This is a genomic window from Nocardiopsis ansamitocini (assembly GCF_030268225.1).
Lineage (GTDB): Bacteria > Actinomycetota > Actinomycetes > Streptosporangiales > Streptosporangiaceae > Nocardiopsis_D > Nocardiopsis_D ansamitocini.
This window is the reverse complement of the sequence record NZ_BSQG01000002.1, coordinates 414,585-440,022: the sequence shown is the minus strand read 5'-3', so window position 1 is coordinate 440,022 and position 25,438 is coordinate 414,585. Positions and strand designations below refer to the sequence as shown.

General features: G+C 68.6%; 21 protein-coding genes. 10 read left to right on the top strand and 11 right to left on the bottom strand.

The annotated features are described in order from the left end of the window. Positions 1-6 precede the first annotated feature (6 nt). Entirely contained in the window at positions 7-954 is a 948-nt protein-coding gene (locus QSJ59_RS08625; RefSeq protein ID WP_285758469.1) for a M56 family metallopeptidase, read from the top strand. A gap of 102 nt (positions 955-1,056) precedes the next feature. Next, positions 1,057-1,359, top strand: coding sequence for a DUF2516 family protein (locus QSJ59_RS08620; RefSeq protein WP_285758776.1), 303 nt, complete (start codon positions 1,057-1,059; stop codon positions 1,357-1,359). Here QSJ59_RS08620 and QSJ59_RS08615 read toward each other — a convergent pair. The 3 genes from QSJ59_RS08615 to QSJ59_RS08605 form a co-directional block, all read right to left on the bottom strand. After that, the gene (locus QSJ59_RS08615) at positions 1,264-3,651 is read right to left on the bottom strand and encodes a hypothetical protein (RefSeq protein WP_285758468.1); all 2,388 of its coding nucleotides are present in this window, start codon (positions 3,649-3,651) and stop codon (positions 1,264-1,266) included. The two genes, QSJ59_RS08620 and QSJ59_RS08615, sit on opposite strands and share 96 nt — an antisense overlap. 144 nt (positions 3,652-3,795) lie before the next feature. After that, positions 3,796-4,752 carry a neutral zinc metallopeptidase gene (locus tag QSJ59_RS08610; protein WP_285758467.1) on the bottom strand — a complete coding sequence of 319 codons (957 nt, stop codon included), beginning with the start codon at positions 4,750-4,752 and terminating at the stop codon, positions 3,796-3,798. Between the two features lie 40 nt (positions 4,753-4,792). Further along, positions 4,793-5,755 carry a neutral zinc metallopeptidase gene (locus QSJ59_RS08605; protein ID WP_285758466.1) on the bottom strand — a complete coding sequence of 321 codons (963 nt, stop codon included), beginning with the start codon at positions 5,753-5,755 and terminating at the stop codon, positions 4,793-4,795. 144 nt (positions 5,756-5,899) lie between these two features. Between QSJ59_RS08605 and QSJ59_RS08600 the strand changes: the two genes are divergently transcribed. From QSJ59_RS08600 to QSJ59_RS08590, 3 genes are all read left to right on the top strand, one after another. Further along, positions 5,900-7,678: a DUF2207 domain-containing protein gene (locus tag QSJ59_RS08600; protein ID WP_432707448.1), complete on the top strand. Its 1,779-nt coding sequence runs from the start codon at positions 5,900-5,902 to the stop codon at positions 7,676-7,678. A gap of 24 nt (positions 7,679-7,702) precedes the next feature. Further along, complete coding sequence (dtd, locus tag QSJ59_RS08595; protein ID WP_285758464.1) at positions 7,703-8,128, top strand: D-aminoacyl-tRNA deacylase; 426 nt, start codon at positions 7,703-7,705, stop codon at positions 8,126-8,128. A gap of 188 nt (positions 8,129-8,316) precedes the next feature. Further along, entirely contained in the window at positions 8,317-9,723 is a 1,407-nt protein-coding gene (locus tag QSJ59_RS08590; RefSeq protein WP_285758463.1) for an endo-1,4-beta-xylanase, read from the top strand. 69 nt (positions 9,724-9,792) lie between these two features. Here QSJ59_RS08590 and QSJ59_RS08585 read toward each other — a convergent pair whose 3' ends face one another. After that, on the bottom strand, positions 9,793-10,155 hold the full coding sequence (locus tag QSJ59_RS08585; protein WP_285758462.1) for a DsrE family protein: 363 nt from the start codon (positions 10,153-10,155) through the stop codon (positions 9,793-9,795). A 30-nt stretch (positions 10,156-10,185) separates the two neighbouring features. Then, complete coding sequence (locus QSJ59_RS08580; protein WP_285758461.1) at positions 10,186-10,962, bottom strand: hypothetical protein; 777 nt, start codon at positions 10,960-10,962, stop codon at positions 10,186-10,188. A 289-nt stretch (positions 10,963-11,251) separates the two neighbouring features. On the opposite strand from QSJ59_RS08580, the gene QSJ59_RS08575 reads away from it, so the two are divergent. Together QSJ59_RS08575 and ygfZ are read left to right on the top strand one after the other, a co-directional pair. Further along, positions 11,252-11,785: a nitrobindin family protein gene (locus QSJ59_RS08575; RefSeq protein ID WP_285758460.1), complete on the top strand. Its 534-nt coding sequence runs from the start codon at positions 11,252-11,254 to the stop codon at positions 11,783-11,785. Positions 11,786-12,277: 492 nt separating this feature from the next. Continuing rightward, positions 12,278-13,315: a CAF17-like 4Fe-4S cluster assembly/insertion protein YgfZ gene (gene ygfZ, locus QSJ59_RS08570; RefSeq protein WP_285758458.1), complete on the top strand. Its 1,038-nt coding sequence runs from the start codon at positions 12,278-12,280 to the stop codon at positions 13,313-13,315. Positions 13,316-13,422: 107 nt separating this feature from the next. Here ygfZ and QSJ59_RS08565 read toward each other — a convergent pair whose 3' ends face one another. Then, a complete protein-coding gene (locus QSJ59_RS08565; protein WP_285758456.1) occupies positions 13,423-14,220 on the bottom strand; it encodes an ICP22 family protein in 798 nt (265 codons plus the stop codon). A gap of 65 nt (positions 14,221-14,285) precedes the next feature. Between QSJ59_RS08565 and QSJ59_RS08560 the strand changes: the two genes are divergently transcribed. Then, positions 14,286-15,161, top strand: a complete 876-nt coding sequence (locus tag QSJ59_RS08560; RefSeq protein ID WP_285758454.1) for an HhH-GPD family protein — start codon at positions 14,286-14,288, stop codon at positions 15,159-15,161. 47 nt (positions 15,162-15,208) lie between these two features. Here QSJ59_RS08560 and QSJ59_RS08555 read toward each other — a convergent pair whose 3' ends face one another. From QSJ59_RS08555 to QSJ59_RS08545, 3 genes are all read right to left on the bottom strand, one after another. Beyond that, positions 15,209-16,156, bottom strand: coding sequence for a thioredoxin-like domain-containing protein (locus QSJ59_RS08555; protein ID WP_285758452.1), 948 nt, complete (start codon positions 16,154-16,156; stop codon positions 15,209-15,211). A gap of 126 nt (positions 16,157-16,282) precedes the next feature. Then, a complete protein-coding gene (locus QSJ59_RS08550) occupies positions 16,283-18,790 on the bottom strand; it encodes an ATP-dependent Clp protease ATP-binding subunit (RefSeq protein WP_285758451.1) in 2,508 nt (835 codons plus the stop codon). 457 nt (positions 18,791-19,247) lie between these two features. After that, positions 19,248-19,586 (bottom strand): histone-like nucleoid-structuring protein Lsr2, encoded by a 339-nt coding sequence (locus QSJ59_RS08545; RefSeq protein ID WP_285758449.1) that lies wholly within the window; start codon positions 19,584-19,586, stop codon positions 19,248-19,250. Between the two features lie 1,017 nt (positions 19,587-20,603). Between QSJ59_RS08545 and QSJ59_RS08535 the strand changes: the two genes are divergently transcribed. Further along, on the top strand, positions 20,604-23,843 hold the full coding sequence (locus tag QSJ59_RS08535) for a UvrD-helicase domain-containing protein (protein ID WP_285758446.1): 3,240 nt from the start codon (positions 20,604-20,606) through the stop codon (positions 23,841-23,843). Between the two features lie 61 nt (positions 23,844-23,904). On the opposite strand, the gene QSJ59_RS08530 is transcribed toward QSJ59_RS08535, so the two are convergent. Next, positions 23,905-24,429 carry an amino-acid N-acetyltransferase gene (locus tag QSJ59_RS08530; protein ID WP_285758445.1) on the bottom strand — a complete coding sequence of 175 codons (525 nt, stop codon included), beginning with the start codon at positions 24,427-24,429 and terminating at the stop codon, positions 23,905-23,907. Between QSJ59_RS08530 and QSJ59_RS08525 the strand changes: the two genes are divergently transcribed. Next, positions 24,428-24,610: a hypothetical protein gene (locus QSJ59_RS08525; RefSeq protein WP_285758444.1), complete on the top strand. Its 183-nt coding sequence runs from the start codon at positions 24,428-24,430 to the stop codon at positions 24,608-24,610. The genes QSJ59_RS08530 and QSJ59_RS08525 overlap by 2 nt on opposite strands. On the opposite strand, the gene QSJ59_RS08520 is transcribed toward QSJ59_RS08525, so the two are convergent. Further along, a complete protein-coding gene (locus QSJ59_RS08520; protein WP_285758442.1) occupies positions 24,607-24,918 on the bottom strand; it encodes a LuxR family transcriptional regulator in 312 nt (103 codons plus the stop codon). The genes QSJ59_RS08525 and QSJ59_RS08520 overlap by 4 nt on opposite strands. Positions 24,919-25,438: the final 520 nt, after the last annotated feature.

Below are 25,438 nucleotides of genomic sequence, written 5' to 3'. Positions count from 1 at the left end.
AACCGAATGGTCAGTGCCGTGCTGCTCGCGATGATCTCGGGCAGCTGTCTCCTCGCCGCCACCCACCTCAGGCGGGCCCAGTGGCCGGCCCGGGGCCCCTATGTCGCGATCATCGCCTGGCAGGCGCTCGGCCTGGCCTGGGGGATCTCCACTATCGGAGCGTTGCTGGCCCTTGGGTTGACCCCCTATGAACGTGGTGTCGTGGGCGGCCTGTTCGCTTTGGTGCGCGACGCCGCAGCACACGGACTGATGCTTCCGCAACTGGCCGACCCCCGCCTGGGCGCGCTGCGGGGTGTGGCAATCGTCGCGGCGGTGGGCCTGACCCTGCTGCTCTTCTGGGGCCTGGTGCTCTCCTTCGTCCAAGTGCTGCGAACCCGGAGCCGTCACCGCCACCTGCTGGAGCTCGTGGGCCGGGATGATCCCGACGTCCCGGGGGCCCGGGTGCTGGACCACCCCGCAGCCGCCGCCTACTGCCTGCCCGGGGTGTTGAACCCCCAGGTCGTGATCAGCGCGGGCGCCCTGGCGATGCTGGACCGCAAGGAGCTCGCCGCCGTCCTGGCGCACGAACACGCGCACCTGCGCCAGCGTCACGACCTCGTGCTGCTGCCCTTCTCCTCGCTCAAGCGGGCCTTTCCACGGGTTCGGTTCATGGCGACCTGCTACAACTCCGTGGCGCTGCTCATCGAGATGTGCGCCGACGACCAGGCCCGCCGCGCACACTCGCCCCGCGAGCTGGCGACCGCGCTGGTCCGGTTCGGCACCGCCGGAAATCCCACGGTCCCCGCCGGCGCCATGGCGGTCGTGCCCAACCCCGACCAACCGGAAGTCCTGACCCGGGTATCCCGACTTCTCAACCCGGGTGCGCGGCTGTCCCGGACCACCTCGACAGCGGTCCTGCTGGGGTCGGCCGCTCTCATGGCCACCACGCTGGGACTGTGGAACCTTCCCATGTGACTCGGGCCGCGCGCTCGGGCACCATTCACGCATCCTGCGCGTTTATCCTGAGCAAGAATCCTCCTAAACGCTAGGCAAGGGCCGGGTGCTCACATGTACACCATGACCTTCATGGATCTGCTGTTCAGGGCCATCTTCCTGGCGATCTTCGTAACGAGCCTGTACGCCCTGGTGGAGGCGGCACGCACACCGGCCCAGGCGTTCCCGGCGATGGACAAGCAGACCAAGGGCCTGTGGGTAGGGTTGCTGTCCCTGGGGTCGTTGCTGTCGCTGAGCGCCACTCTCGGGTACGGCGCGTTCCTGGTCTTCCTATCGCTGGTCGTGGCGTTGATCTTCATGCTGGATGTTCGTCCCGCGGTCCGCAGCATCACCCGCCCCGGTGACGGGCCCTACGGCCCCTGGTAGCCCCGCTTGCGGCGGGACGCGTCCGCCACCGCCGCAGGCCCTGGTCTCGCCCAGCCGACGCACCGCTGCCCGCACCGCCGCCCGGTAGGCGGGATCACGGGTGTACCAGGAGTGGCCCAGGATTTCGGGGTAGAGCGCTTCCCCCTCCTGGTGGTCGAAGTGGCGGGGGTCGGGCAGCGGTTCGGCGAACCCCACGGTGTCGTCGTCGGTGTGCACCGGCCCCCCGACCGCGTCGGTCAGCCGCCAGAGATTGCGCCACCAGGCGACCCTGCCCCGAAGCTCGCTGAGGGCGGCCGTGCCGAAGTACGCCGGGAAGTAACGGGCGTAGAGGCGGTAGAGCGGCGATCCGTGCGTGATGAGCGCGACCTCTTTCCTGCATCGTGCGGGCAACTGCCAGACGGTGGCCGCCGCCAGCACCGACCCCTGGGAGTGCCCGGACAGCACCACTCCGGTCCCCTTCCCGGTGAGCGCCGCCACCCTGGCCGCGAGTTGGGGGACGGCCCGCTCGGCGTAGCAGGGCGGGGCCAGGGGATGGGCTCCCCGCGGCCAGAAGGTCCCTATGTCCCAGAGAACCCCCACCGCCTGACGGGTGGGTTGGCTGCGATAGGCGCTGCGCCCCAGCCAGACCAGTGCCACCAGGAACGCGCCGCCCAGCCACGACCCGACGGTGACCATGGCCGTGATGACCTCCTGGACCCCGTCGGCGGCACCGGCCGTCATGGTGGCCGGGCTGAGCTCGGCGTCCTCCTGGGGCGATGCGGTGAGGGTGCCCGTGACCACGGCATAGAGCACGACGCCTACGAGCGGGACGACCGGAAGCAGGAGTGCGACCAGGCAGGCGGGCAGCAACTCGGTCATCGTCCCCAAGGCCCGGGCCGAGGCGATCCGGCGGGTGCGCGGGGAATCGGGGTGGCGTCGGTAACGCGCGGCGGTCTGCGCACGCTGCTGCCGGGTACGCCTGCGTGCCACCACCCACAGCATCGCAAACGCGAACAGTCCGATGGCCGCCTCGAAGGTGAAGGCGAGCTGGAGCCAGGCGTAGGCGCTGGGCGGCCGGAAGAGGAGACATCCGGTCGCCTCGGCCCCGGGGTAATAGCAACCGCCCAACCAGCCGGCGGCCTGGTAGACCAGCGCGGCGGAGAAGACTCCGCCCAGAAGGACCCCCAACGCGGCCACTGCGGGCCCGGCCAGCCCACGCATCGCGGTGCCGACGTGGGCGTTGGCACCCCGATACAGCACGACAGCGGTCAGCAACAGGAGTCCGACCAGGGCGCACTGAAGGGCGAACAGGCTGTTGAGGACCACCGAGTACCCGGGGAGGGCTCCTTCGGCGGTCCAGTCCGGTCGGTGCCAGACGGCGTAGAGGAGCGTCGCCGCCAGGAGCACCAGGGATACGTCGCGCAGGATTCGACAGGCCGTGCTCGCGAAGGGCTCCAGACGGGTGCGGCCCGGGAGCAACGCCCCCAGGGCCGCGAGAAGAGCGGCCGCTGCCAGGAGCGCGGCCAGGGTCCACCCCGCGATCGCCAGGGACGTCCCCACGTCATTGCGCAGAGCGGGCACCAGAAGCTGCGCCGCGACCACCGACACCGCCAGGGCGACGTGCACCGAGCGCAGCCGGCCCATCGCCGGACTGTTGCGCCAGAACTCGGGGTGGCTGAGGGGTGCGTTGGGCGCGCGGACCCCGGTGGGCGCGGACGTGGCCTCGTAGGTGGCGTCCGTGCGGCGGGAGAGCCGCCACAGCACGGTGATCACGGCCATCGGCAGGAGGGCGCCCACGGCCAGGGCCCGCCCCGGTTCGGCGAGGACCGCACCGGGCGCGGAGAGGAAGCCCAACCAGGGGCGCAGCTCGGCGCAGGACGCACCGTAGGCCGTGCACTGCCAGGCCAAAAGGTCCATGCCGATCCCGGCTGCGGCGAGGACCATGAGCACGGTGAGACTCAGGGCCAGCAGCCGGACCAGCACGTCGTAGCCGGCGTCGGCGATGCGGTGCGCGACCGTCGGTTCACCGAGAAGGCGCCGGGGCCGCATCCAGTAGGCGACGTTGGCGAGCATGAAGGGCAGGAGCAGCAGCCACAGTGCCCGGGAGGAGCGCCCGGAGGTGAGGTTGCCCCAGGCGAAGACTTCGCGCGGCACCCCGGGAAGGGTTCTGGTGTCGCGCTCGAAACGGTAATGGTAGAAAGCCGCGAGGTCGTCGCCGGAGACCCGCATCGCGGGCTCGACGTCCAACAGCTCGTCGGCCGGACCGCCGCTGACACCGTGGATACGCAGTTCGACCGCGCGCTCGTCGGGCATAGGTCCGATCATTCCGCTTCCGGTGCCCGCAATCGCCCCGATCCGCCCAATCGGTGCGCACATGTGACCCTGAGAAACCAATTGGTAACTAGATGCGCTTCTCGTTCCTGCCGGCCCTCGTTGTCCGATCCCCGCGCCGAGGAACTACTGGAGGACCTCGTCATCGGCCACCCAGGTGTTGCACGCCCCGGGGTCCTGATGCTCCATGCCGTGCTCCATCCAGAGCACGCTGTTGGCCGGGGAGCCGTGCGTACGCTCCTCGTCGGTGCTTCCCTCCCGGTCGGCGGTGGCAGCCGCATCGGCCAGTAGAAGGTCACGGTCGCCGCCGGTGAGGGGGTAGGTGACCTGGATCGCGCCCAGGAACGCACCGGCCAGGCAGTTGGCCTGAAGCTCCCCCTTCCGGGTCCACCCGCTCTGCTCCGCCGGATCGGGTTCCAGGCCGCGGCGCTCGTGGTAGTACTCCAGCAGTCCCGATTCGCCCTGCACGTGGTGGCCGTACTCGTGGGCGAGCAGCGAGGCGTAGACGACGCTGTCGGTCGTACCGTTCCACTTCTCGACGATGTCGGCGGTACCGATGTACACGCTCTTGCTGGCACGACAGTAGAAGGCCCCCGCGCTGGAGGGGTACTCGCGGCAGGGACTCGTCCCCGGTTCGTCCCAGAAGACGCGGCTCGGCGGATCGAAATGGATGCCGGCCTTGGCGAACTGGGCGGCCCACGCCTGGTCCAGACAGTCGCTGACCGTGTGCAGGAACTCTCCCATCGACACCTGGTCGGTGACGTCGAGTTCGGGGGCGGGACAGGGCAACGGGGCCAACCGGCCGGTGGTGTAGAGGGGATTGTCCAGCAGGGCGGTCTCTCCGGTGGGACGTCCCTGGTAGAGCCCGCTACGGGAATCGGCCTCGGCGCTCGTCTCGACGCCGGGCACCGCGTGGCGGTCGCCCTGGGCGGTCGGCGCGGGCTCCTCGACGGCCGGGGTGGCCGCGTTCCACACCAGGATTCCCAGCGCCAGTGCCACCGCCCCCAGTGCGAAGCAGAGCGCGGCCCACCGGGCCGGAGGCAACGAGGCGTCCGCCCCCGGTTCCCGCCCGTCTCCGTTCACGTCCCGCCCCCACGCTCACGCGCCCGTGGCGCTGCCCTTTTCAGTCGACCAGTTCCGTTCTGGCGTCCCAGGTGTTGCAGGCCGCCGGGTCCTGGCGGTCCATACCGTGGTCCGTCCACATCTGCCCGTTCTGCGGGGTCCCGTGCGTACGGTCGTCACCACGGTCCGAGCGCAGCCCGACGTCCTTGAGAATATTCGCCCGCCCTTCGCCACCGATCGGAAAACTGTCGGCCACCGATCCCAGGAAGACGCCCCCGAGGCAGTTGGCCTGGAGTTCGCCTCTCCGGGTCCACAGGTCACGGTCGGCAGAGGTCCCCTGGCCGCTGCGCTCGTCCTGGTAGCGGTCGAGGATGCCGGCTTCGCCCTGCACGTGGTGACCGTACTCGTGACTGAGCAGGAAGCCGTACGCCTCGGCGTCGCCAGTACCCGCAGACGTCTCGACTATGTCTGCGACCCCGAGATAAAGCCCCTGGTTGGCCTGGCAGTAGAACGCGGAGGTTCCTTCGACGGGGTAATTGCCGCACGGGCTCTGCCCGGAGGCGTACCAGTAGACCCGGTTGGGTGGTTCGAACGGCATCGCCGAGTCCGCGAAGTGCTCGCCCCACGACTCGTCGAGGCAGTCGGTGACGGTGTGCAGGAAGACTTCCATGGAGGTCGCGTCCCTGGGGTGCAGCCGGGGTGCCTCGCAGGCGACCTCGGCGAGGCGCCCACTGCTGTAGAGCCGGTTGGCGTCGAGCCCGTCGTCGTGGTTGCTGACGGCCATGGTGTCGTCCTGCCGGACGGCGGGCCCGTGGGCAGGGGCTGCCGTGGAGGGCGCGGGCCGGTTGCCGCCGTCGAAGAACGCCGCGACGGTGACGAATCCGGCGAGCGCGACGGCTCCCAGGCCGGTGATCAGGACCACCATGACGCCGATACCCAGGTGGGGACGAGGCTTGGCAGCGTGTACGGGCAGCGCGTACTCGGCCCCTGCGTCGGTGGCGCTGCGGCGGCTCGACTTGCCCATGTTCTGCGTCCCTTCCGGCGGGCCCGGCTCGTGGCGACGGTCTACCGCACAACTCGCCTTCACGATTATGACGGGTCAAATGGGGCAGCTCCTGCCTGACCTGGCTCGGGCGGCGGCCGACACCGGCCGATAGGCTGATCCGCCATGTGGTGGTGTCAGCCCGAACCGGTGTCGGGCTCCGTGTGCACTGTTGCCCGTGCGATGGCCGGGGCGGCGGCTCTCGCGTTGCTCGCTCTGCCCTTTACCGCCCATGCCTCCCATGCCTCGGAGAGCGAGCCCCCCACACACTCGACACTTCCGGGTGCGGTCGTCAATGGCCAAATCGTGAACGAGATCTCACTGGTACTCGACCGCGAGGGCGTTCTGCACGCCGAGGAACGCATCGCCTTCGGCGGCGGAGGACCCGAGGAGTTCACCCGGGAGTTCGTGATCCGCGAGCCCTACGACACCGATCATGACCGCCTGTACCGGTTGAGCGGCCTGAAGGCCGTCAACGGCGAGGGTGCGCCGGTCGAGGTCGCCACCTCCGAGAACGGCACCGTGTTGACGGCCGACATCGCCGTGGCCGGGGCCTCCGAGGTCGTACTGGACTACACCGTCGAGGGCACCGCCGGACAACTGGGCGACCGGCTGGAACTGGAGTGGACGGCCGTGGGCGGCTACAGCCTGCCCGTCGATGAGACGAAGGTGACGGTGGACGCCGAGCGGCCACCGCTGGCGCTGTCGTGCGCCGCCGGAGATCCGCGCAGTTCGATCTACTGCACCTCCTCCGACATGGGCGGCCACCAGGCGCTCATCGCTCGGTTCCTCCAGGCCGACCTGGGCGCGGGCCAGACGCTGAGCATCGTGGTGAGCTATCCGGGGAGCGCTGCCCGGAGCGCGCACATCCTGAGCAAGAACTGGTCGCTCACCTCGGCGTTCGCGATCACTCCGGCGACCGGGAGCGTGTTCGGGCTGCTGTTGGTGGTGCTGGTGGGCGGCCTGGTCGTACTGATCCGGGTGCGCGGCCGCGACGAGCGGGCGCTGCGCGCCGAAGCCAGGCTGGGCGACCACGCTCCGGTGGAGGAGGGCGGCGGGACGCTGCGCTTCCATCCGCCCGACGACGTGCACCCCGGGCAGATCGGCACGCTCATCGACGAACAGGCCGACGTCGTGGACATCACCGCGACCGTGCTGGACCTTGCGGTGCGCGGCTACCTGACGATCGAAGAACTACCGCACGAGCACTTCGCATCGGTCGACTGGCTGCTGGAACGTGCCGGTCGGCGTGGCGAGCAGGACCTGCTCCCCTACGAACAGCTCCTGTTGGACGCCCTCTTTTACGACCGGGACTCGATCCGGCTGTCGGAGCTGGGCGAGGGGTTCGCCCAGCGCCTGGCCGGAGTACGCAACGAGTTGTACCGGGACATGGTCCGACTGCGCTGGTTCGCGCGCAAGCCCAACCTGGAGCGCAACCAGTGGACGACGACCGGCATCGGGCTGACGGTGTTCGGAGTGGTGACAACCATCGTCCTGGCGACCTACACGAGCGCCGCGTTCACCGGGCTGGCCATTGTCATCGCCGGCGCGGCGGTCACCGTCGGCGCGCAGTACATGCCGGCCAAGACCCGACTGGGAAGCGCGGTGTTCGCCCACACACTGGGCTTTCGCGCGTACCTGCACCGTGCGGGGGTGGAGGACATCCCTCCGGGGCGCCGGGTGCAGTTGTTCTCCCGCTACCTTCCCTACGCGATCATCTTCGACAACGTGGAGCGGTGGGCGCGCATCCTGGCGGCGGCGGGTTCGGAGGAGGAGGCCGAGCTGCCCTGGTACCACGGTCCGGAGAACTGGGGTCTGGACGATTTCGCCGACTCCATCAAGACCTTCACCCTGACGCTGTCCGGCGTCATCTCCAACACGCGGCAGTTCCGCGCGCTGGGCTGAATCCATCCAACCCGAGGAACGGACATGAGAGCGGTAGTACAGCGGGTCAGCCACGCCTCGGTGACCGTGGGCGGGCGCACCGTCGGGTCGATCACCGAGCCGGGACTGATGGCGCTCGTGGGCGTGACCCACACCGACGGCACCGCCGAGGCCGCGAAGTTGGCCCGCAAGCTGTGGACGGTGCGGCTGCTGGCGGAGGAGAAGTCGTGCTCGGACGTCGACGCCCCCCTGCTGGTGGTCAGCCAGTTCACCCTGTACGGCGACGCGCGCAAGGGGCGCCGGCCCACCTGGCAGGCCGCGGCTCCGGGGCCGGTGGCCGAACCTCTGGTGGATCGGGTGGTCGAGGAGTTGCGCGCGCTGGGGGCCCGGGTCGAGACCGGTGAGTTCGGCGCGGACATGTCGGTCTCGCTGACCAACGAGGGCCCGTTCACGGTCGTCCTGGACGTGTGAGGCCCGGCGCGTCTGCGGGCGGTCGGGGCGGATTCGTTCTTTTCTCCCGAACCGGACGGTGTTAGATTCGTCACTGTCCGCATAATTTGGGAGCGCTCCCAAATTATGCGGCACCCTGGACCGGCACCTGAGGGGGCACGCCGGCCGCGCAGAAGCAGTGATGCGTCCTCACACGAAAGGAAACGACCATGACGGACAACCGTCACCGTCGCGCGACCCGACTACTCGGCCTCCTCGCCACCGGGCTGTGCGCAGCAGGACTGCTCACCGCCCCGACCGCCCAGGCCGCCGACCCCACCCCCTTGCGGGAGCTTGCCGCGGCCGCCGGGATCCATGTCGGCAACGGCATCGAAGCCGCGCCGCTGGCCTCCATCCCCGCTTACGAGGCGATCGTGGGTCGCGAGTACGAAGCGGTCACCCCCGGAAACGAGATGAAATGGGGGTCGGTCGAACCCACCCGCGGCCAGTACAACTGGGGCCCCGCCGACCAGATCGTCGCCTACGCCGAGGCCAACGACCAGATCGTGCGCGGGCACACCCTCGTCTGGCACAGCCAACAGCCCAATTGGCTGACATCGGGCAACTTCACCCCGGCCCAGCTCCGCACGATCCTGAGCGAGCACATCGCGGTCCAGGCCGGACGCTACGAGGGCCGGGTGTACGCCTGGGACGTGGTGAACGAACCCTTCAACGAGAACGGCAGCTACCGCGGGACGATCTGGTACGACAACCTCGGCGTCGACTACATCGCGGACTCGCTGCGCTGGGCGCGCGCGGCCGACCCCGGCGCCAAGCTCTACATCAACGACTACAACATCGAGGGAATCAACGCCAAGAGCAACGCCCTCTACAACCTGGCCGTGGAACTGCTGGCGGCGGGCGTCCCGTTGGACGGGATCGGCATCCAGGGCCACATCATCATCGGCCAGGTGCCTTCGACGTTCGCGGCCAACATGCAGCGCTTCGCCGACCTCGGGCTCGACGTGGCCATCACCGAGCTGGACATCCGTATGCAGCTTCCCGTGACCGACGCCAAACTCCAGACCCAGGCCGCCGACTACCGCTCGGTGTTCCAGAGCTGCATCGCGGTGGACGGCTGCATCGGCGTCACGGTCTGGGGGGTCACCGACGGCCTCTCCTGGATCCCCGACACCTTCCCCGGTGAAGGGGCGGCGCTGATGCACGATGCGCAGTACCGGCCCAAGCCCGCGTGGAACTCGGTGTACCAATTGCTGGGCGGCACTCCCCCCGAGGAACCGGGGGAACCCGGAAACGGGACGTGCGCGGTGCGGTACTCGGTGGCCGACCAGTGGAACAACGGTTTCACCGGGGCGATCACCGTCGCCAACCCGGGTACGACGGCCATTGACGGCTGGGAACTGTCGTGGACCTTCTCCAGCGGTCAGTCCGTCACCAACGGGTGGAACGGGACCTGGTCGCAGAGCGGCTCCACCGTGCGGGTGACCAATGCGGCGTGGAACAGGGCGATCGCCCCCGGCGGCAATGTCACGCTGGGCTTCAACGCCTCCCACAGCGGCACCAACCCCGCACCCGGCACGTTCACCCTCAACGGCACGGCGTGCACGTCCCAGTAGTCCGGCAGGTCCGCCGGCCCGGCCGCCGCTCCGTTGTTGCAACGGGCGGCCGGGCCGGGCGGCTGCCCGTCAGTAGACGAGCGCCTGCACGCCCTCTTCGGTGATCTCCTCGACGAAGCTGGGCGCGCCCGCGATACGCACGCCGTCGACGAGGTCGTCGACGGTCAGCTCGCGCCGGGCCGCGCACTGCGTGCACACGGTCACCGTGCCCTGGGCCAGCACGAGGTCCAGAAGATCGTTCAGCGGCGCGGCATGGGGGAGGGTGAACTTCGCGGCCCTGCCGGGAACCGCCAGCCAGCTGGCCTCCCCGGTGAGCCACAGGGACACCCGCACCCCACTGGCCACGGCCGCGGCCGCAACAGTGAACGCCTGATTGCAGCGTTCGGGGGCGTCCTCACCGGCTGTCGCCTTGATAACCAACGCGCGATTCATGGCCAAAGCGTAGTGCTCCCGACGCACGCTTCACAAAGAAGCCACGAGCACCAGGGCCAGCCCCGCAACGCCTGCCGCAGCGGCCCCCGCGCCCAGCAGCACTCCCCCGGCGGCACCTGCCGGGGGCGCCTCCTCCTCGGTCCCGCCGAGCGCGATCCCGAGCCGGCCGTCCCGGGGAGCCACCAGGACCGGGTGCCCCTCGCGCAGTTCGACCCGGCCGCGCACGGTGACCCGATCACCGGGACGGATCACCCACTCGCGGTACTCGAACTCGATGGTCTCCCCCCGGAAGATCCCGGAAATACGCCCTTTGACCCGGCCGAGCAGGTCGTCGGCCGGGGCGGGGACACCCCTCTGCGGCCGGCCGATCACGCGTTGCAGGCACATGTGCACGCCCTCGACGTGGGCGTCCTCGGGGTCCACCAGCAGGGGAAGCGGTCGGGAGGGCCGGGCCCCCTCCGACACGACGACACCGAAGAGCTCGGGCGAGGTGTGATCGGCGATGGAGTCGTTGCCCATCACCCGCTCACGCTCAGCGCCCTGCCGCTCCTCCCAGGTCGCGAAATGGCGCAGCACCTCGTGCCCGTGCCAGACGCAGACGGCCCCGGCCAGCCGCGATTCCAGCACTCCGTTGGGGCCGGCTACCGCGACACCGGAAAGGGTGACGTCGTCGCCGGCCATACCGACCAGGGCGGAGGGCCGCAGTTCGGCGAGAGCGCGCCGGGCGTTCGCCCTCCGAATCGCAAGGTAGGCGAGTGGTACCAGGATCGCCGCGCCGAGGAGGAGGGCCGTCCCGATTACCAGCATTAAAGCCGCCTCTTTCCAATCGTCGAACGCCGCAGAATATCTATGATCCTGCGTCCTGGGACCCGTTGCTTCCTCTTTACCAGGATTGGCCGGGATATCCGGCACTCAGGAGTCCCGCCGACAGCGCCGATCACAGTGGTACCGAGCCGGGTGGGCCCCGGTGCGAATGGCGGGTGGACACCCGCGAAGAGAGAGACGAATGCCCGGTCGCGATGATCGCCGCCAACCGACCGGGGTGTACCGGGGTGTAGGGGTACGGGAAGTCCCCGGCGCCGATAACCTTGGGGATATGCAGCCTGACCTTCACCCCGACCTCGCGAAACTGTCCTTCCTCGTCGGCCGCTGGGAAGGCGTCGGCGTCGCAGGTTACGAGGGCGCCGAGGAATTCCAGTTCGGCCAGGAGGTCGAATTCACCCACCAGGGACACCCCTACCTGAGCTACAGCAGCCAGGTGTGGCGCCTGGACGCGGACGGCAAACTGGGCGAGCCGGTGACGTCGGAGTCCGGCTACTGGCGGGTCCGACTGGGCGACGACAGCGAGAAGACCGACGACGACAAGCCCGGCGTGCACCTGGAGGTGCTGCTGTCGCATCCGGAGGGGTTCAACGAGGTCTACCTCGGAACCATCTTCGCCAGCCGGGTGGAGCTTTACACCGACGTCGTGATGCGCACCGAGACCGGACTGGGTGTCACCGGCAGCCACCGCCTCTACGGCCTTTTCGGCGACGACCGCGAGACGCTGGGCTACGCCTGGGACCTCGCCGCGGACGGCCACGAGCTCCAGTCGTACATGTCCGCGCAACTGAAGCGGATCGACAAGTAGGACCGCCGTACGTCCTGCCGGGGGCTGCCTCCCCCGGCCCCGTACCGGTGGGGGAGGCAGGGAGGCGGTCGTCGTGCACCGTGGGGATCGACGGCCCACCGGTGCGGCGGCCGCGCATGCGGGCATGGACAGACCCCCGGGCGTCTTATCCGGTCGGGGTGACCGGGGCCGGTTGGACAAAGCCGGCCGCCCGAGGGTCTGGGTGTCCATCGCGGATTCGCCGGAGCGATCCGAAAAGCGGCTCGCCCTAGCGGACGAACACCTCGCGAGTCCTAAAAGAATGCACTTTCGGACCACCTCCTCTCTTGCGTGCCTCCGACGGTACGTCGCGCCCCGGCGCAGGGGCAAATGTTTTTCCGCGACCGCCGCACACGGCCCCTCCGGGCTTGGCGGACGCCACCGGAGCCGGCCTTTCTCCCCCGTTCATTCCCGGTGACCGGCCCCGGGGTGGACGCCGACGGTGCGCCCCGAACGGGACATAGGCTTTGGTCCATGACTTCGCCGCTGCTCAATCGCCCGGGCGCCGTGGCCGCCGAGGCTCCCGACTCCGCCGTCGCCGCCCATTACGGAGAGCCCGCCCAGGAACAACGCGCACTGGAGCGTGCGACGGGGTGGGTCGACCGCAGCAACCGGGGCGTGGTGCGGGTGACCGGTGCCGACCGGCTCGGATGGCTGCACAGCATGACCAGCCAGGCTCTGGAATCCATCACCCCGGGCACGGCGACCGAGACCCTGCGGATGGACGCCAAGGGGCACATCCACGACCACCTGTTCGTCGTGGACGACGGCTCGGCGTTGTGGGCGCACGTGGAGCCCGGTACCGCTGCGGAGCTCACCCGGTTCCTGGACTCGATGCGATTCATGATGCGCGTGGAGGTGACGGACCTCAGCGAGGAGTACGCCGTACTGACCCTCCTCGGCCCGGGACGCGGCGACGCGGTGGCCGCCCTGGCCTCGGCCCTGCCCTCGGCGGTCGAGGCTCCCGTGCGCACCACCGAGCACGAGACCGACCTCTTCGTGCCACGGGAGGCGTTGGAGTCCGCAGCCGGCGCGCTGACCGCCGCGGGTGCGCGCCCTGCCGGCCTGTGGGCCTACGAGGCGCTGCGGATCGCCGCGCACTCCCCGAGGCTGTTCCTGGACACCGACCACCGCACCATCGCCCACGAGACCGGGTGGATCGGCGCGGCCGTGCATCTGGAGAAAGGCTGCTACCCGGGCCAGGAGACGGTCGCGCGCGTGCACAACCTCGGACGTCCGCCGCGCCGTCTGGTCATGCTGCACCTGGACGGAACGGCCGAGCGGCTTCCAGCACGGGGCAGCGCGATCGAACTCGACGGACGCGCGGTGGGCTTCGTGGGCAGTTCCGCGCGCCACCACGAACTCGGTCCGATCGCGTTGGGTCTGGTCAAGCGCAACGTCCCGGTGGACGCCGAGTTCACCGTGGAGGGCATTGCCGCCGGGCAGGAGGTCGTGGTCAGTCCGGATACCGGGGCCAACGCCAACATCACGCTGCGTCGCCGTCCCGCCTGACGTCCCGCCGCGAGGCGGGCGCGGCCTGTCCCCGTACCTGCCCTCGGCACGCGGGTGGGCCGCGACCCGCAGTGCGGATCGCGGCCCACCCGCCGAAACGGCGCGGACTAGTTGAGCCGGAAGACCTGTGCCTCGGCACCCGCGTCGTAGTCGCTGTCGAGGGTGACCACGTACGTCCCGGGGCGCGCGTCGACATCGGAGCCGCGGCAGTCGGTCCAGGACCGCTTGCGGTCCCAGTTGACGTCGCTGATGTGCGGGATGCCGCGGCGCAGCTGCTGCTTGTCGGTGGCGGCCGTCCCTTCGACGCAGTCCGCGGTGGAGAAGATGCGGTCCTCGCCCGAGGTGACACGCAGCTGCATCGCCTTGTCTCCGACGTCCACCGTGCAGGTCTGGTCGCCGGTGTTGACCGCGGTGAGCCGGAACCGGGGCTTGACGCCCGACCCGTAGTCGGTCTTGTCGGTGCTCAGCGTCACCACGACGTCCTCGACGCGGCAGGGGTCCTCGGCACGCTTGGGTCCGGCGTCACCGCCGGAGGAGCCGCCGCCGTTCTTCGCCTCGGACTTCTCGTCGCCCTCGTCCTTGGAGTCGTCCTTTGCGCCGGCCCCACCCCCGCTCTCGCCGTCCTTGTCAGCGTCACCGCTGGGCGATGCGCTGGGTTCTGCGCTGGCCGAGGGGTCCGCGGAGGGCGAAGCTGGGATACTGGGCGGCAGGGACGCCCCCGGGGCGGGACCCTCCGACGCAGAATCCTCGACGTTGGCCGCCCGTTCGGCGTTTTCGGAATCCGAGCCCGAACAGGCATAGGCGAACAGGGTCAGTACCACGAGCAGCCCGATCAGCAGGAAGACACGCCGTTTCCAGTACGTTCCCCTGCTCACCGGTCCGGGGTGTCCAGCAGTCGAAGCCATGGGCGTAGTATCCCGGCTTTCATTATTTGCACCTACCCGACCCGCCGTTGAAATTCGGATTGCGCATGAACGAAAACCCTTACCGCACAACGGTTCTCGCCTGGTACGAGCGCAACGCGCGCGATCTTCCCTGGCGGACCGAGTCAGCCACTCCCTGGAGCATCCTGGTGAGTGAGATCATGCTCCAGCAGACCCCGGTGGTCCGGGTACTGCCTGCTTGGGAGGCATGGATGCGGCGCTGGCCCACCGCCGCCGACCTCGCCGCCGAGCCTTCCGGCGAGGCGGTGCGGATGTGGAACCGCCTGGGGTATCCGCGACGCGCGCTGAATCTGCACGCGTGTGCCACCGCCATCGTCGAGCGGCACGGCGGGAACGTCCCCGAGACGCACGCCGAGTTGCTGGCATTGCCCGGGGTCGGCGTGTATACGTCGGCGGCGGTGGCCAGTTTCGCCTTCGGCCAGCGCCACGCGATCCTGGACACGAACGTGCGCCGGGTCCTGGCCCGCCTGGAGACGGGAATCGAGTATCCGCCCAAGGCCCCGGCCAAGGCCGAATTCGCGCTGGCGGAGTCTCTGTTGCCCGAGGAGCCGGCCGTGGCGGCGCGCTGGGGGGTGGCGGTCATGGAACTGGGCGCCCTGGTGTGCACCGCCCGGTCTCCCGCGTGCGGGAGTTGCCCGGTCATCGCGGACTGTGCGTGGGTGTTGGCCGGAAAGCCGCCGCACGACGGTCCGCCGCGTCGCGGGCAGACCTACGCGGGCACCGATCGGCAGGTGCGCGGCAAACTACTGGCCGTGCTGCGCGAGGCCCCGGGGCCGGTCGACAAGTCGGCATTGGATGTGGTCTGGGAGGATTCGGTGCAGCGTGAGCGCGCCTTGGACGCGTTGATCTCCGACGGACTCGTTGACCCGCTGGACAGCGGGGAGTACGCGCTTCCCGGCTGAGCCGGCCCGCACCGGATGGGGTGCGGACCGGCCCGGCCGGGGCGGGCTCAGCGAACGGGGTTGCCGACCATTCCCGAGCACGGGGCATCCGGCTCGGGTGCGTTCATGCTCATCTCGTAGGCGTTGATGAACGCGTCCAGCCGGGGGTCGGTGGCGTCGTCCAGTCCGAGCTGCTTGCCCCACGCCGAGGCGACGACCGGGGCGGGCAGTCCCTCGACCGGGCTGATGATGAGGTAGGAGCCGGGGTAGTACCGGCTGTGCAGCGCCTGCACCTGGTCTTGGTCGAGTGCGGCGTCGTAGGTGATCCAGACCGCGGCGTGCTCCAGGGAGTGCACCGCGTTCTCCGCCGGAACGGGGGCGTCGTAGATGCCGCAGTTCAGCCACTTCTCGTTGTGCGGACCACCGGCCGGCGGGTTCTGCGGATAGTCGACGGTGCCGCTCACATGGTCCAACGACAGGTCGTCGAAGGTCTGTACGCCCTCGACGTCGCCCGGCTCCACGCGGCCCGCGGCCAGCCCCGGGTGGGGCCCCGTCTCCTTGCCGAGCACGAGGACCAGGACGAGCGCGCTGATCAGGACGAGGACGACCGCTCCTACACCGCCCAGGATCCAAGGCAGCTTCGACGAGCGCCGTGGAGACCGGTCGCCCGGTCCGGGCGGAAAGCCTCCCGGTGCGAACGGGGAGGCTCCGGACTGCGGACCGTAGTAGGGCTGCTGGGGGTGTCCATAAGGGACCTGCCCGTAGGGGGGCTGCGGAGGATACCCGGGCGGCGGCCCCTGCTGCGGCCACTGGCCGGGGGGCGCCCCCTGCCCGGGAGGCGGTTGGCCGGACGGCTGTTCGTGGCCGTGAGGCGGCCACTGTCCGGACGGCTGCTGGTCGGGCCGCTGCTGCTGCCAGCCCGGTGGACCGGGCGGCCCCGACTGCGGGGGCGGGCCGGCACCCCGCTGAGGCTGATGGGGTCCACTGCCATGGGGCTGCTCCGGCGGTTGCGACACGGTCAGGACCCTACCCGAAGCATGCCCGCGCAGGCGGGACAAAACGGCTTGTGGCAACGACAAGGGGGACGCCCCTGTGGGAACGTCCCCCTTGATCGTTGCCGGTGCCGCTAACGGCGGTGCCTACTATTCACCGCGGGTCGCGGACTCCTCCACCTGGGGGGTGTCGGGGACCGCTTCGGGCTTGGGAACGCCGCGGAAGGTGAACTTCGCGTCGGTTCCGGTGCCCTCCGCGTCGACGATGATGATCTGCCCGGCCTTGAGCTCGCCGTACAGGATCTTCTCCGACAGGCTGTCCTCGATCTCGCGCTGGATCGTACGGCGCAGCGGCCGGGCCCCCAGCACGGGGTCGTACCCGCGCTCGGCGAGGATCGCCTTGGCGGCCGGACGCAGCTCCAGACCCATGTCGCGGTCCTTGAGCCGCTCGTCGAGGCGCGCGACCATCAGGTCCACGATGGTGACGATCTCGGCCTCGGTGAGCTGGTGGAAGACGATCGTGTCATCGACACGGTTGAGGAACTCGGGACGGAAGTGCGTCTTGAGCTCTTCGTTGACCTTCGCCTTCATCCGGTCGTAGTTCGTCTTGGTGTCGTCGGCCCGCTGGAAACCCATCCCCTGGCCCTTGGAGATGTCGCGGGTGCCCAGGTTGGTGGTCATGATGATGACCGTGTTCTTGAAGTCGACGTTGCGGCCCTGGGCGTCGGTGAGCCGCCCCTCTTCCAGCACCTGGAGCAGGGAGTTGAAGATGTCGGTGTGGGCCTTCTCGATCTCGTCGAAGAGCACGACGGAGAACGGCTTGCGGCGCACCTTCTCGGTGAGCTGGCCGCCCTCTTCGTAGCCGACGTAACCGGGAGGCGAGCCGAACAGCCGCGAGACCGTGTGCTTCTCCATGAACTCGCTCATGTCGAGCTGGATCAGCGCCTCCTCGTCGCCGAACAGGAACTCCGCCAGCGTCTTGGACAGCTCGGTCTTGCCCACACCGGACGGGCCGGCGAAGATGAACGAACCACCCGGGCGCTTGGGGTCCTTCAGGCCCGCGCGGGTGCGTCGGATCGCCTGGGAGAGCGCCTTGATGGCGTCTTCCTGGCCGATGACGCGGCGGTGGAGCTCGTCCTCCATACGCAGGAGCCGGGAGGACTCCTCCTCGGTGAGCTTGAAGACCGGAATGCCGGTGGAGGCGGCGAGGACCTCGGCGATGAGCTCCTCGTTGACCTCGGCGACGACGTCCATGTCGCCGGCCTTCCACTCCTTCTCCCGCTGCGCCTTCTTCGTCAGGAGCTGCTTCTCGTCGTCGCGCAACGAGGCGGCCTTCTCGAAGTCCTGCGCGTCGATCGCGGATTCCTTGTCCCGACGCACCTGGGCGATCTTCTCGTCGAACTCGCGCAGGTCCGGCGGAGCGGTCATCCGACGGATGCGCATCCGGGAACCGGCCTCGTCGATGAGGTCGATCGCCTTGTCGGGGAGGAAGCGGTCGCTGATGTAGCGGTCGGCCAGCTGGGCGGCTGCCACCAGGGCACCGTCGGTGATCGACACACGGTGGTGCGCCTCGTAGCGGTCGCGCAGGCCCTTGAGGATCTCGATCGTGTGCTTGATCGTGGGCTCTTCGACCTGGATGGGCTGGAAGCGGCGCTCAAGCGCGGCGTCCTTCTCCAGGTGCTTGCGGTACTCGTCCAGCGTGGTGGCACCGATGGTCTGCAGTTCACCGCGGGCCAGCATCGGCTTGAGGATGGAGGCGGCGTCGATCGCGCCCTCGGCCGCGCCCGCACCGACCAGCGTGTGCAGCTCGTCGATGAACAGGATGATGTCGCCCCGGGTGCGGATCTCCTTGAGGACCTTCTTCAGGCGCTCTTCGAAGTCGCCTCGGTAGCGGCTGCCCGCCACCAGTGCACCCAGGTCGAGCGTATACAGCTGCTTGTCCTTGAGCGTCTCGGGGATCTCCCCCTTGACGATCTTCTGCGCGAGGCCTTCGACGACGGCGGTCTTGCCGACGCCGGGCTCACCGATGAGGACGGGGTTGTTCTTGGTCCGGCGCGACAGCACCTGCATGACGCGCTCGATCTCCTTGTCCCGGCCGATGACCGGGTCGAGCTTGCTCTCGCGCGCGGCCTGCGTCAGGTTGCGGCCGAACTGGTCGAGGACCAGGGAGGTCGAAGGCGTGGACTCCGAGGATGCCCCGGTGGCCTGGGGCTCCTTGCCCTGGTAGCCGTGCAGAAGCTGAATGACCTGCTGGCGGACCCGGTTGAGGTCGGCGCCGAGCTTGACCAGCACCTGGGCTGCGACACCCTCGCCCTCACGGATGAGGCCGAGCAGGATGTGCTCGGTGCCGATGTAGTTGTGGCCCAATTGGAGTGCCTCGCGCAGCGACAGCTCCAGGACCTTCTTGGCGCGCGGGGTGAAGGGAATGTGCCCGGAAGGAGCCTGCTGGCCCTGCCCGATGATCTCCTCCACCTGCTGGCGCACGGCTTCCAGGCTGATGCCGAGGCTCTCCAGGGCCTTCGCCGCGACGCCCTCGCCCTCGTGGATGAGGCCGAGCAGGATGTGCTCGGTGCCAATGTAGTTGTGGTTGAGCATCCTGGCCTCTTCTTGGGCCAGGACAACCACGCGCCGTGCGCGGTCGGTAAACCTCTCGAACATGTCTCGTCGCTCCTCACAGAGCGGTCAGGCAGGGACGGAAGTTCCGACCCTCACTTTTCCGCATATCGGCCCTTGGCGAGAAAGTCTCTCCAGGGGCGCTGCCGCACCCGTCCACACCGCGCCGTTCGGGTTTCCCCGACCGGCCCCACGAATACACCCACCGCGGATCGTCCGCACATGAGTCGTGCAAGAGACTTTCCCCAGCGATAGGGCGTTCACCCTCATCCAACTACCAATCGGGCCTTCGGTGTTCCAAGTACGCCGCAAGCGAACGGCCCGCGCCTCTCAATGAGTGAGAGAACACGGGCCGTGATGCATGTTCGTCGATTATTTGCTCTTAGCGAACAACGTTTCCGAGTCGCGCTCGGGCGGCAGGCCACGGCTTTGCAACCGGGGCCCGACCGCTTTCATGCCATCAGCGGCGAGGCACGAAGGGGTCGTCCGATCGGAGCGGCGATCAGCGCTGGGCGGCGTGGTACTCGTCCATGATCGACTGCGGAATGCGACCGCGCTCGTTGACCTGCTTGCCGGCGGCCTTGGCCCAGGCCCGGATCTCGGCGCTGCGCTCCCGGCTGGGGGCGTTGCGCTGCTTGGTGCCGCGAGCGGCGCGACCGGCCTTGCCCGGAGCTTTGCGAGCGGCGTCGACGAACGGCGCCAGCGCACCGCGGAGCTTGTTGGCGTTGTCGCCACTGAGGTCGATCTCGTAGGTGGAGCCATCGACCGCGAACGAGACCGTCTCTTCGGCCTCGCCACCATCGAGGTCATCGACGAGAAGCACCTGAACCTTTTGTGCCATGGAACAGCCCTTTCAACGGAGAAGTGCGTAAGCACTTGAATATAAAGCTATACCGCATACAGCGGTAAAGACAATTAAGTGAGACCTAAAATCGCGTCGACTATCCACTTGGGACAGACGAAAAAGTAGTTCGGGCGCGGCACTCGACCCCACCCCGCGGATGCGACCAGAGGCAGATAAGGTCGGCGCGCCCGCGCCCCATTCCCTAACCGACGGCGCTTACCGATCCTCCGGCCCCTGTTGGGAACCCGGAAGTTCACCGGGAGATGCGAGTGCGCTCTTTGCGCCGTCTTCGGGTGCAACACCAGATGTCGAATCGACATCTTCGGCATCGGCTTCCTTGACCAGTCGCCCGTCCGAAGTCCTTGGCGCCATCTCCTTGCGGAGCACGGTGTAGACGATCGTGCAGAACACCGTTGCGACAACAGCGGGCGGGAGCAAGGCTGACAATACATCCCACACGGCAGCCGATTCCCTTCTCCTTGTTGTTACTTTATGGAGTGATTACCCCAGGTAGAGGATGGCCACATGGGCCTTCGGCCGCCCGGACGCGCGATGCCTCCGCAAAGACGCTTCGGTCATCATAGACAAGCCGCGTCACTGTTCTGGCAAGCCACCCCGCTTCTGCTTTAGCGGATCATCTTCCGTAAGCAAAGAGAGACATGACCGCAGGATGTCGGTCACCCTAAACACCCCGTCTGCGCGGACGAAAGACGCCCTCCCACAACCTGCGCCGAACTGATAAGGATCGGGTACAGATCGGGCCCCTGGAAATACTCACATGGACCGCAAAGCCGCGCGCAAGGTTCACGCCGAACAAGACGACCCCGACTTCTTGGCCACAATGCACAGATTACCTGCCTGTATACGACTACCGGCACCGGAGGTCATTACCGGCTAACCAGGCTCGGAAGTTGTGGGATCGTGGCATCGTAACCGGGACGGACCGAGCAGCCGCCTAAGTGTGCCGTAAGTACCGGCAGGCCCTGCCGCCGTGGGCATTGGGAGGACCCAGCCGTGGAGTTCCACGCAGATCTACATATTCACTCCAAGTACTCACGGGCTTGCAGCAAGGATTGCGACCTTGAACACCTCGCCTGGTGGGCGGCCCGCAAGGGGGTGGGGCTGGTCGGAACCGGTGACTTCACTCACCCTGCCTGGCGGGCCGAGCTGGAGCGCGATCTGGTTCCCGCGGAGCCGGGCCTGTTTCGGCTGAACCCCGAAACCGAAGCGCGGGTGTTGCGTACCCTGCCCCCCAGTTGTCAGCGCCTTCCGCGTTTCATGCTTTCGGTGGAGATTTCCACCATCTATAAGCGCGGGGACCGCACCCGCAAGGTCCACCATTTGCTCTACGCCCCCTCGATGGACGCGGCGCGGACCATAACAGCCGATTTGGCAAAGATTGGGAATCTGGCGTCGGACGGTCGACCGATCCTCGGCCTGGACTCGCGCGACCTGCTGGAGATCACCCTCTCCAGCGACCCCGACTCGTATCTGGTTCCCGCCCATATTTGGACACCGTGGTTCTCAGCACTGGGCTCCAAGTCGGGTTTCGACGCGATTGCGGACTGCTACGCCGATCTGGCCGGGCACATCTTCGCGGTTGAAACCGGGCTCTCCAGTGATCCGGCGATGAACTGGATGGTCTCCTCACTGGATTCCTACACCCTGGTGAGCAATTCCGATGCCCACTCCCCTCCGATGCTCGCGCGCGAGGCGAGCCGGTTCGACACCGAACTGGACTACTACTCGGTCAAGCGCGCACTGGAAACCGGATCGGGCTTCCGCGGATCGGTGGAATTTTTTCCCGAAGAGGGCAAGTACCACCTCGACGGGCACCGCAAGTGCGATATCCGCTTCACCCCGGAGGTGACGCGTGCGCACAAAGGCCGGTGCCCGGTGTGCGGAAAACCCTTGACGGTCGGCGTTTTCCACCGCGTGCACGAGCTGGCCGACCGGGACGAGGGCTACCAGGTTCCCGGCTCCGCACAATTCACCAGCCTGGTCCCCCTACCCGAAATCGTCGGGGAAATCGTCGGAGTGGGCCCCAAGAGCAAACGCGTCATGGGTGAAGTGGCGCGGTTGGTCGGGGCGCTCGGCCCCGAGCTGGAAATCCTGCACTCGGTCCCGCTGGACGAGGTGTCCCGGGCCGGCGGCGAACTGCTGGGCGAGGCCATCACACGGTTGCGCCGCGGTTCGGTGATCCGGGATTCCGGTTATGACGGCGAATACGGCGTTATTCGGATGTTCACCCCCGAGGAGCTCCACGCCGAGACCGGGGCGATGACGCTTTTCGGCGAGGACGAGATCGCCCCGGCCAAACGCCGGGCGATGCGCCCCTCCGCCCCGAAGCGTCCCGCACCGCCTGCCGCCCCCCTGATGGAACCGTTGCCCACGGACCCCGTCGAGCCGGATCGCCCGACGGCGGAGCAGCCGGGTGATCCCATGCTGTTTCCCCAGGCGTCCAATGGTCAGCCGCGCCGGGCACAGGGGTTGTTGGACGGATTGGACCCGGATCAGCGGGCGGCCGCGGAACGCGTGGCCGGGCCACTGCTGATCGTGGCCGGCCCGGGTACCGGCAAGACCCGGACCCTGACCCACCGCATCGCCCACCTCGTCGCCGAACGCGGTGTGGCCCCGCAAGGCTGCCTGGCGATCACCTTCACCCGGCGGGCCGCCGACGAACTGCGCGAACGGTTGACCGGGCTGCTCCCCGACGAGGCCGCTCGGATGACCGTCACCACCTTCCACGGTCTGGGGTCGCTGATCCTGCGCGAGCAGGCCGGGCGTGCGGGACTCACCCGCGACTTCGGCATCGCCGACGAGGCGCAGCGCCTGGTGATCGCCGCGGAGCTGTGCGGGTCCGAGGCGCAGGGGCGCAAACTACTGGCACAGCGCGACCGCGGTGCCGGGACCGCCCCGGACTCCGACACCGGCACCGACACCGGCACCGGCACCGGCACCGGCACCGACGACTCCGCTGCCGAGGCCGACTACGAGCGGAGGCTGCGGGAGCGGAACCTGGCCGACTTCACCGACCTGCTCCGGCTTCCCGTGCGGTTGCTGGACGCCGACCCCGACCTTGCGGCGGCCTACCGCGACCGGTGGCCGTGGGTCAGCGTGGACGAATACCAGGACATCGACGGCACACAGTACGCGCTGCTGCGGCTGCTCACCACCGCCGACGGCAACCTCACCGCGATCGGCGACCCCGACCAGGCGATCTACGGTTTCCGCGGTGCCGACGTCGGCTTCTTCCTGCGGTTCGCCCAGGACTTCCCGGCCGCCCGCAGCGTGCGGTTGACCCGCAACTACCGGTCCAACGCCACCATCGTGGCCGCCGCCGTCCAGGCGATCGCCCCGACCTCACTGGTTCCGGGGCGGGCACTGCGCGCGGTCGGCGACTTCTCCGATCCGCCCAGGATCGGCCTGCACGTGGCCGCCGACGAGCGGGCCGAGGCGTCGTTCGTGGCGCGGGCCATCGACCGGCTGCTCGGCGGGACCTCCCTGCATTCCCTGGACAGCGGGCGGGTGACCGACGACGGTCACGACGGTCTGGGGTTCGGCGACGTCAGCGTGCTGTACCGGACCGACGCGCAGAGCGCGGCGCTGATGAGCGCGTTCGACAACGCGGGCATCCCGTTCCAGAAGCGCTCCCACGACCGTCTGCTGGCGCGCCCCGGTGTGCGGGCGCTCGCCGCGGAACTGGCGCACCAGTCCCAGGGGCCGCTGACCGAGCGGGTCCGGGCGGCGGTGGCCGCACTGTGCGAACGCGCCGGCACGGACACCGAGACGGTGACGGACCTGCGCACAGCGGGTGAGCTCGTGGCGCCGCTCGCCGCTCGCGCCGGTGACGACCTGTCCGGCTTCCTGGCGGAGCTGTCGCTGGGTGCGGAGGTGGACGCCCTGGACCCCCGCGCCGACCGGGTCGCGCTGCTCACCCTGCACGCCGCCAAGGGTCTGGAGTACCCGGTGGTCTTCCTCGTGGGGTGCGAGGACGGAATGCTGCCGTTCCGCTTCCCGGGCGCCGAGCGCGACGACGAGGCCGAGGAACGGCGGTTGTTCTTCGTGGGCCTCACCCGGGCCCAACAGCGGCTTTACCTGTCCAGGGCACGGGAGCGCACCCGCTACAAAACGGTGCGCGAGGCCGCGGCGTCCCCGTTCCTGGCCGCCATCGGACCGGAACTGACGATGCCCGTCGACGAGGAGTCAGCGACCCGCAAGCGTCCCAGCGACCGGCAGCTGCGGCTGATCTGACGTCGGCGCACGGGTCCGGGGAATCCCCCGGGCCCGTCCGTTCGTCGCGGGGCGGGGGCGGCTAGGCGTCGAGGTGCAGCAGCATACGGACGTTGCCCAACGTGTTGGGTTTGACCCGCTCCAGGTCGAGGAACTCCGCGACGCCTTCGTCGTAGGAACGCAGCAGTTCCTCGTAGACCCGGGCCGAAACCGGGGTCCCGTTGATCTCGGTGAACCCGTGCCTTCCGAAGAAGGCGGTTTCAAAGGTGAGGCAGAAGACCCGGCGCACCCCGATCTCGCGGGCGGTGTCCAGGAGCGCGTCGACGATGCGGTGACCGACCCCGCGGCCCTGGACAGCGGGGTTGACCGCGACGGTGCGCACTTCGGCGAGGTCTTCCCAGAGCACGTGCAGGGCTCCGCAGCCCACGATGCCGGGCCCGCCGGTGTCGGCGAGTTCGGCGACCCAGAACTCCTGGATGTCCTCGTAGAGGTTGACGGTGCTCTTGGAGAGCACGCGTCGCTCCCCGCTGAAGGCGTCGATGAGTCGGCGGACGTGGACGACGTCGCGGGTCCGCGCGCGGCGGACGGTGATCTGTTCTGCTGGCATGACCGAGCCAGATTACCCGTCCCATCGGGGGCGCAAGCGCAGCGACTTCTCCACAGGGGAGAAGGTCGGCCCCTGGTCGTGGAACGAATCGGCCCGGCCCGTTCGCCGGCCGGACGGCGTCGCGCCCTGGGGGCGGTCCCGTCCGGCAGACGAGGTCTTGGTCAGGGGGATGGTGGTCTAGATGAGCTGGCGGCGAGCTGCCCAGACGACCGCCTCGATGGGGGTGTTGACGCCGAGGCGATCGCAGACGGCCCGGAGGCGACGGCGCAGGGTTCGGGCGCTCAGCTCCAGACGGCGCGCTGCCACGTCGGTGGTGACACCGGTGGCGATCTCCGCCAGCATTTTGAGGTCGCCCTCGTCCAGCCCTCCGCTGTGCATACCCAAAATGCCCGCGTCGCGGGAGGGGACCTGCGTGGGCACGATGGTGTCGCGCGACACCGGGGCGCTGGTCTCCTTGATGACATGACGTACGAGTGTGGCCTGTTCCACTCCGTCCTCCCTCATTTGTGGTGAGTGCGGAACAACGACTCATCGCCGCGAAGGCACTCAATGAGACGGGGGCCGCAGCCTCCTGGTTCGCACGCTTTCGGAATCTTCATGAATCCGGAACGCGGTGGGGAACCTGCTTCCTGGCACAGAAACAGGAATCCAGGCGTGAACCGGATTCAAGTACCGAGCTCGGTGATCTGGGACGGACAGATCACGCGAAGGCGCACTCACCAAAGGATGACCGAAACCGACCGGGGCCGTTGTCGGGCCATCCCCCTCATCTTGTTATAGGTCCTCTGCGACAAACATGCGGAATTCTCCGCTCGCAGCAAAACGCTAAGCGGATCACGACGGACCGTCAAGAGCCTTTCAATGACCGCGCGTAATTGGCCGCATCCTATTGGTTACGAAGAGTGACCGCAAAAACCTGCCGGAACCTTATTGACCTGCGAAGATAAACTCCATCGACTCGGCGCCGGAGCTGCTCCTCCGCAGGAAAGAGTATTCTGAAACTGACTCG

What these genes read in the sequence shown, in the direction of transcription:
- QSJ59_RS08625 (WP_285758469.1), top strand. Translation starts at nt 7, where the DNA reads ATGGTCAGTGCCGTGCTGCTCGCGATGATCTCGGGCAGCTGTCTCCTC.
- QSJ59_RS08620 (WP_285758776.1), top strand. Translation starts at nt 1,057, where the DNA reads ATGACCTTCATGGATCTGCTGTTCAGGGCCATCTTCCTGGCGATCTTC.
- QSJ59_RS08615 (WP_285758468.1), bottom strand. Translation starts at nt 3,651, where the DNA reads ATGCCCGACGAGCGCGCGGTCGAACTGCGTATCCACGGTGTCAGCGGC.
- QSJ59_RS08605 (WP_285758466.1), bottom strand. Translation starts at nt 5,755, where the DNA reads ATGGGCAAGTCGAGCCGCCGCAGCGCCACCGACGCAGGGGCCGAGTAC.
- QSJ59_RS08600 (WP_432707448.1), top strand. Translation starts at nt 5,900, where the DNA reads ATGTGGTGGTGTCAGCCCGAACCGGTGTCGGGCTCCGTGTGCACTGTT.
- dtd (WP_285758464.1), top strand. Translation starts at nt 7,703, where the DNA reads ATGAGAGCGGTAGTACAGCGGGTCAGCCACGCCTCGGTGACCGTGGGC.
- QSJ59_RS08590 (WP_285758463.1), top strand. Translation starts at nt 8,317, where the DNA reads ATGACGGACAACCGTCACCGTCGCGCGACCCGACTACTCGGCCTCCTC.
- QSJ59_RS08585 (WP_285758462.1), bottom strand. Translation starts at nt 10,155, where the DNA reads ATGAATCGCGCGTTGGTTATCAAGGCGACAGCCGGTGAGGACGCCCCC.
- QSJ59_RS08580 (WP_285758461.1), bottom strand. Translation starts at nt 10,962, where the DNA reads ATGCTGGTAATCGGGACGGCCCTCCTCCTCGGCGCGGCGATCCTGGTA.
- QSJ59_RS08575 (WP_285758460.1), top strand. Translation starts at nt 11,252, where the DNA reads ATGCAGCCTGACCTTCACCCCGACCTCGCGAAACTGTCCTTCCTCGTC.
- ygfZ (WP_285758458.1), top strand. Translation starts at nt 12,278, where the DNA reads ATGACTTCGCCGCTGCTCAATCGCCCGGGCGCCGTGGCCGCCGAGGCT.
- QSJ59_RS08565 (WP_285758456.1), bottom strand. Translation starts at nt 14,220, where the DNA reads ATGGCTTCGACTGCTGGACACCCCGGACCGGTGAGCAGGGGAACGTAC.
- QSJ59_RS08560 (WP_285758454.1), top strand. Translation starts at nt 14,286, where the DNA reads ATGAACGAAAACCCTTACCGCACAACGGTTCTCGCCTGGTACGAGCGC.
- QSJ59_RS08550 (WP_285758451.1), bottom strand. Translation starts at nt 18,790, where the DNA reads ATGTTCGAGAGGTTTACCGACCGCGCACGGCGCGTGGTTGTCCTGGCC.
- QSJ59_RS08545 (WP_285758449.1), bottom strand. Translation starts at nt 19,586, where the DNA reads ATGGCACAAAAGGTTCAGGTGCTTCTCGTCGATGACCTCGATGGTGGC.
- QSJ59_RS08525 (WP_285758444.1), top strand. Translation starts at nt 24,428, where the DNA reads ATGACCGAGCCAGATTACCCGTCCCATCGGGGGCGCAAGCGCAGCGAC.
- QSJ59_RS08530 (WP_285758445.1), bottom strand. Translation starts at nt 24,429, where the DNA reads ATGCCAGCAGAACAGATCACCGTCCGCCGCGCGCGGACCCGCGACGTC.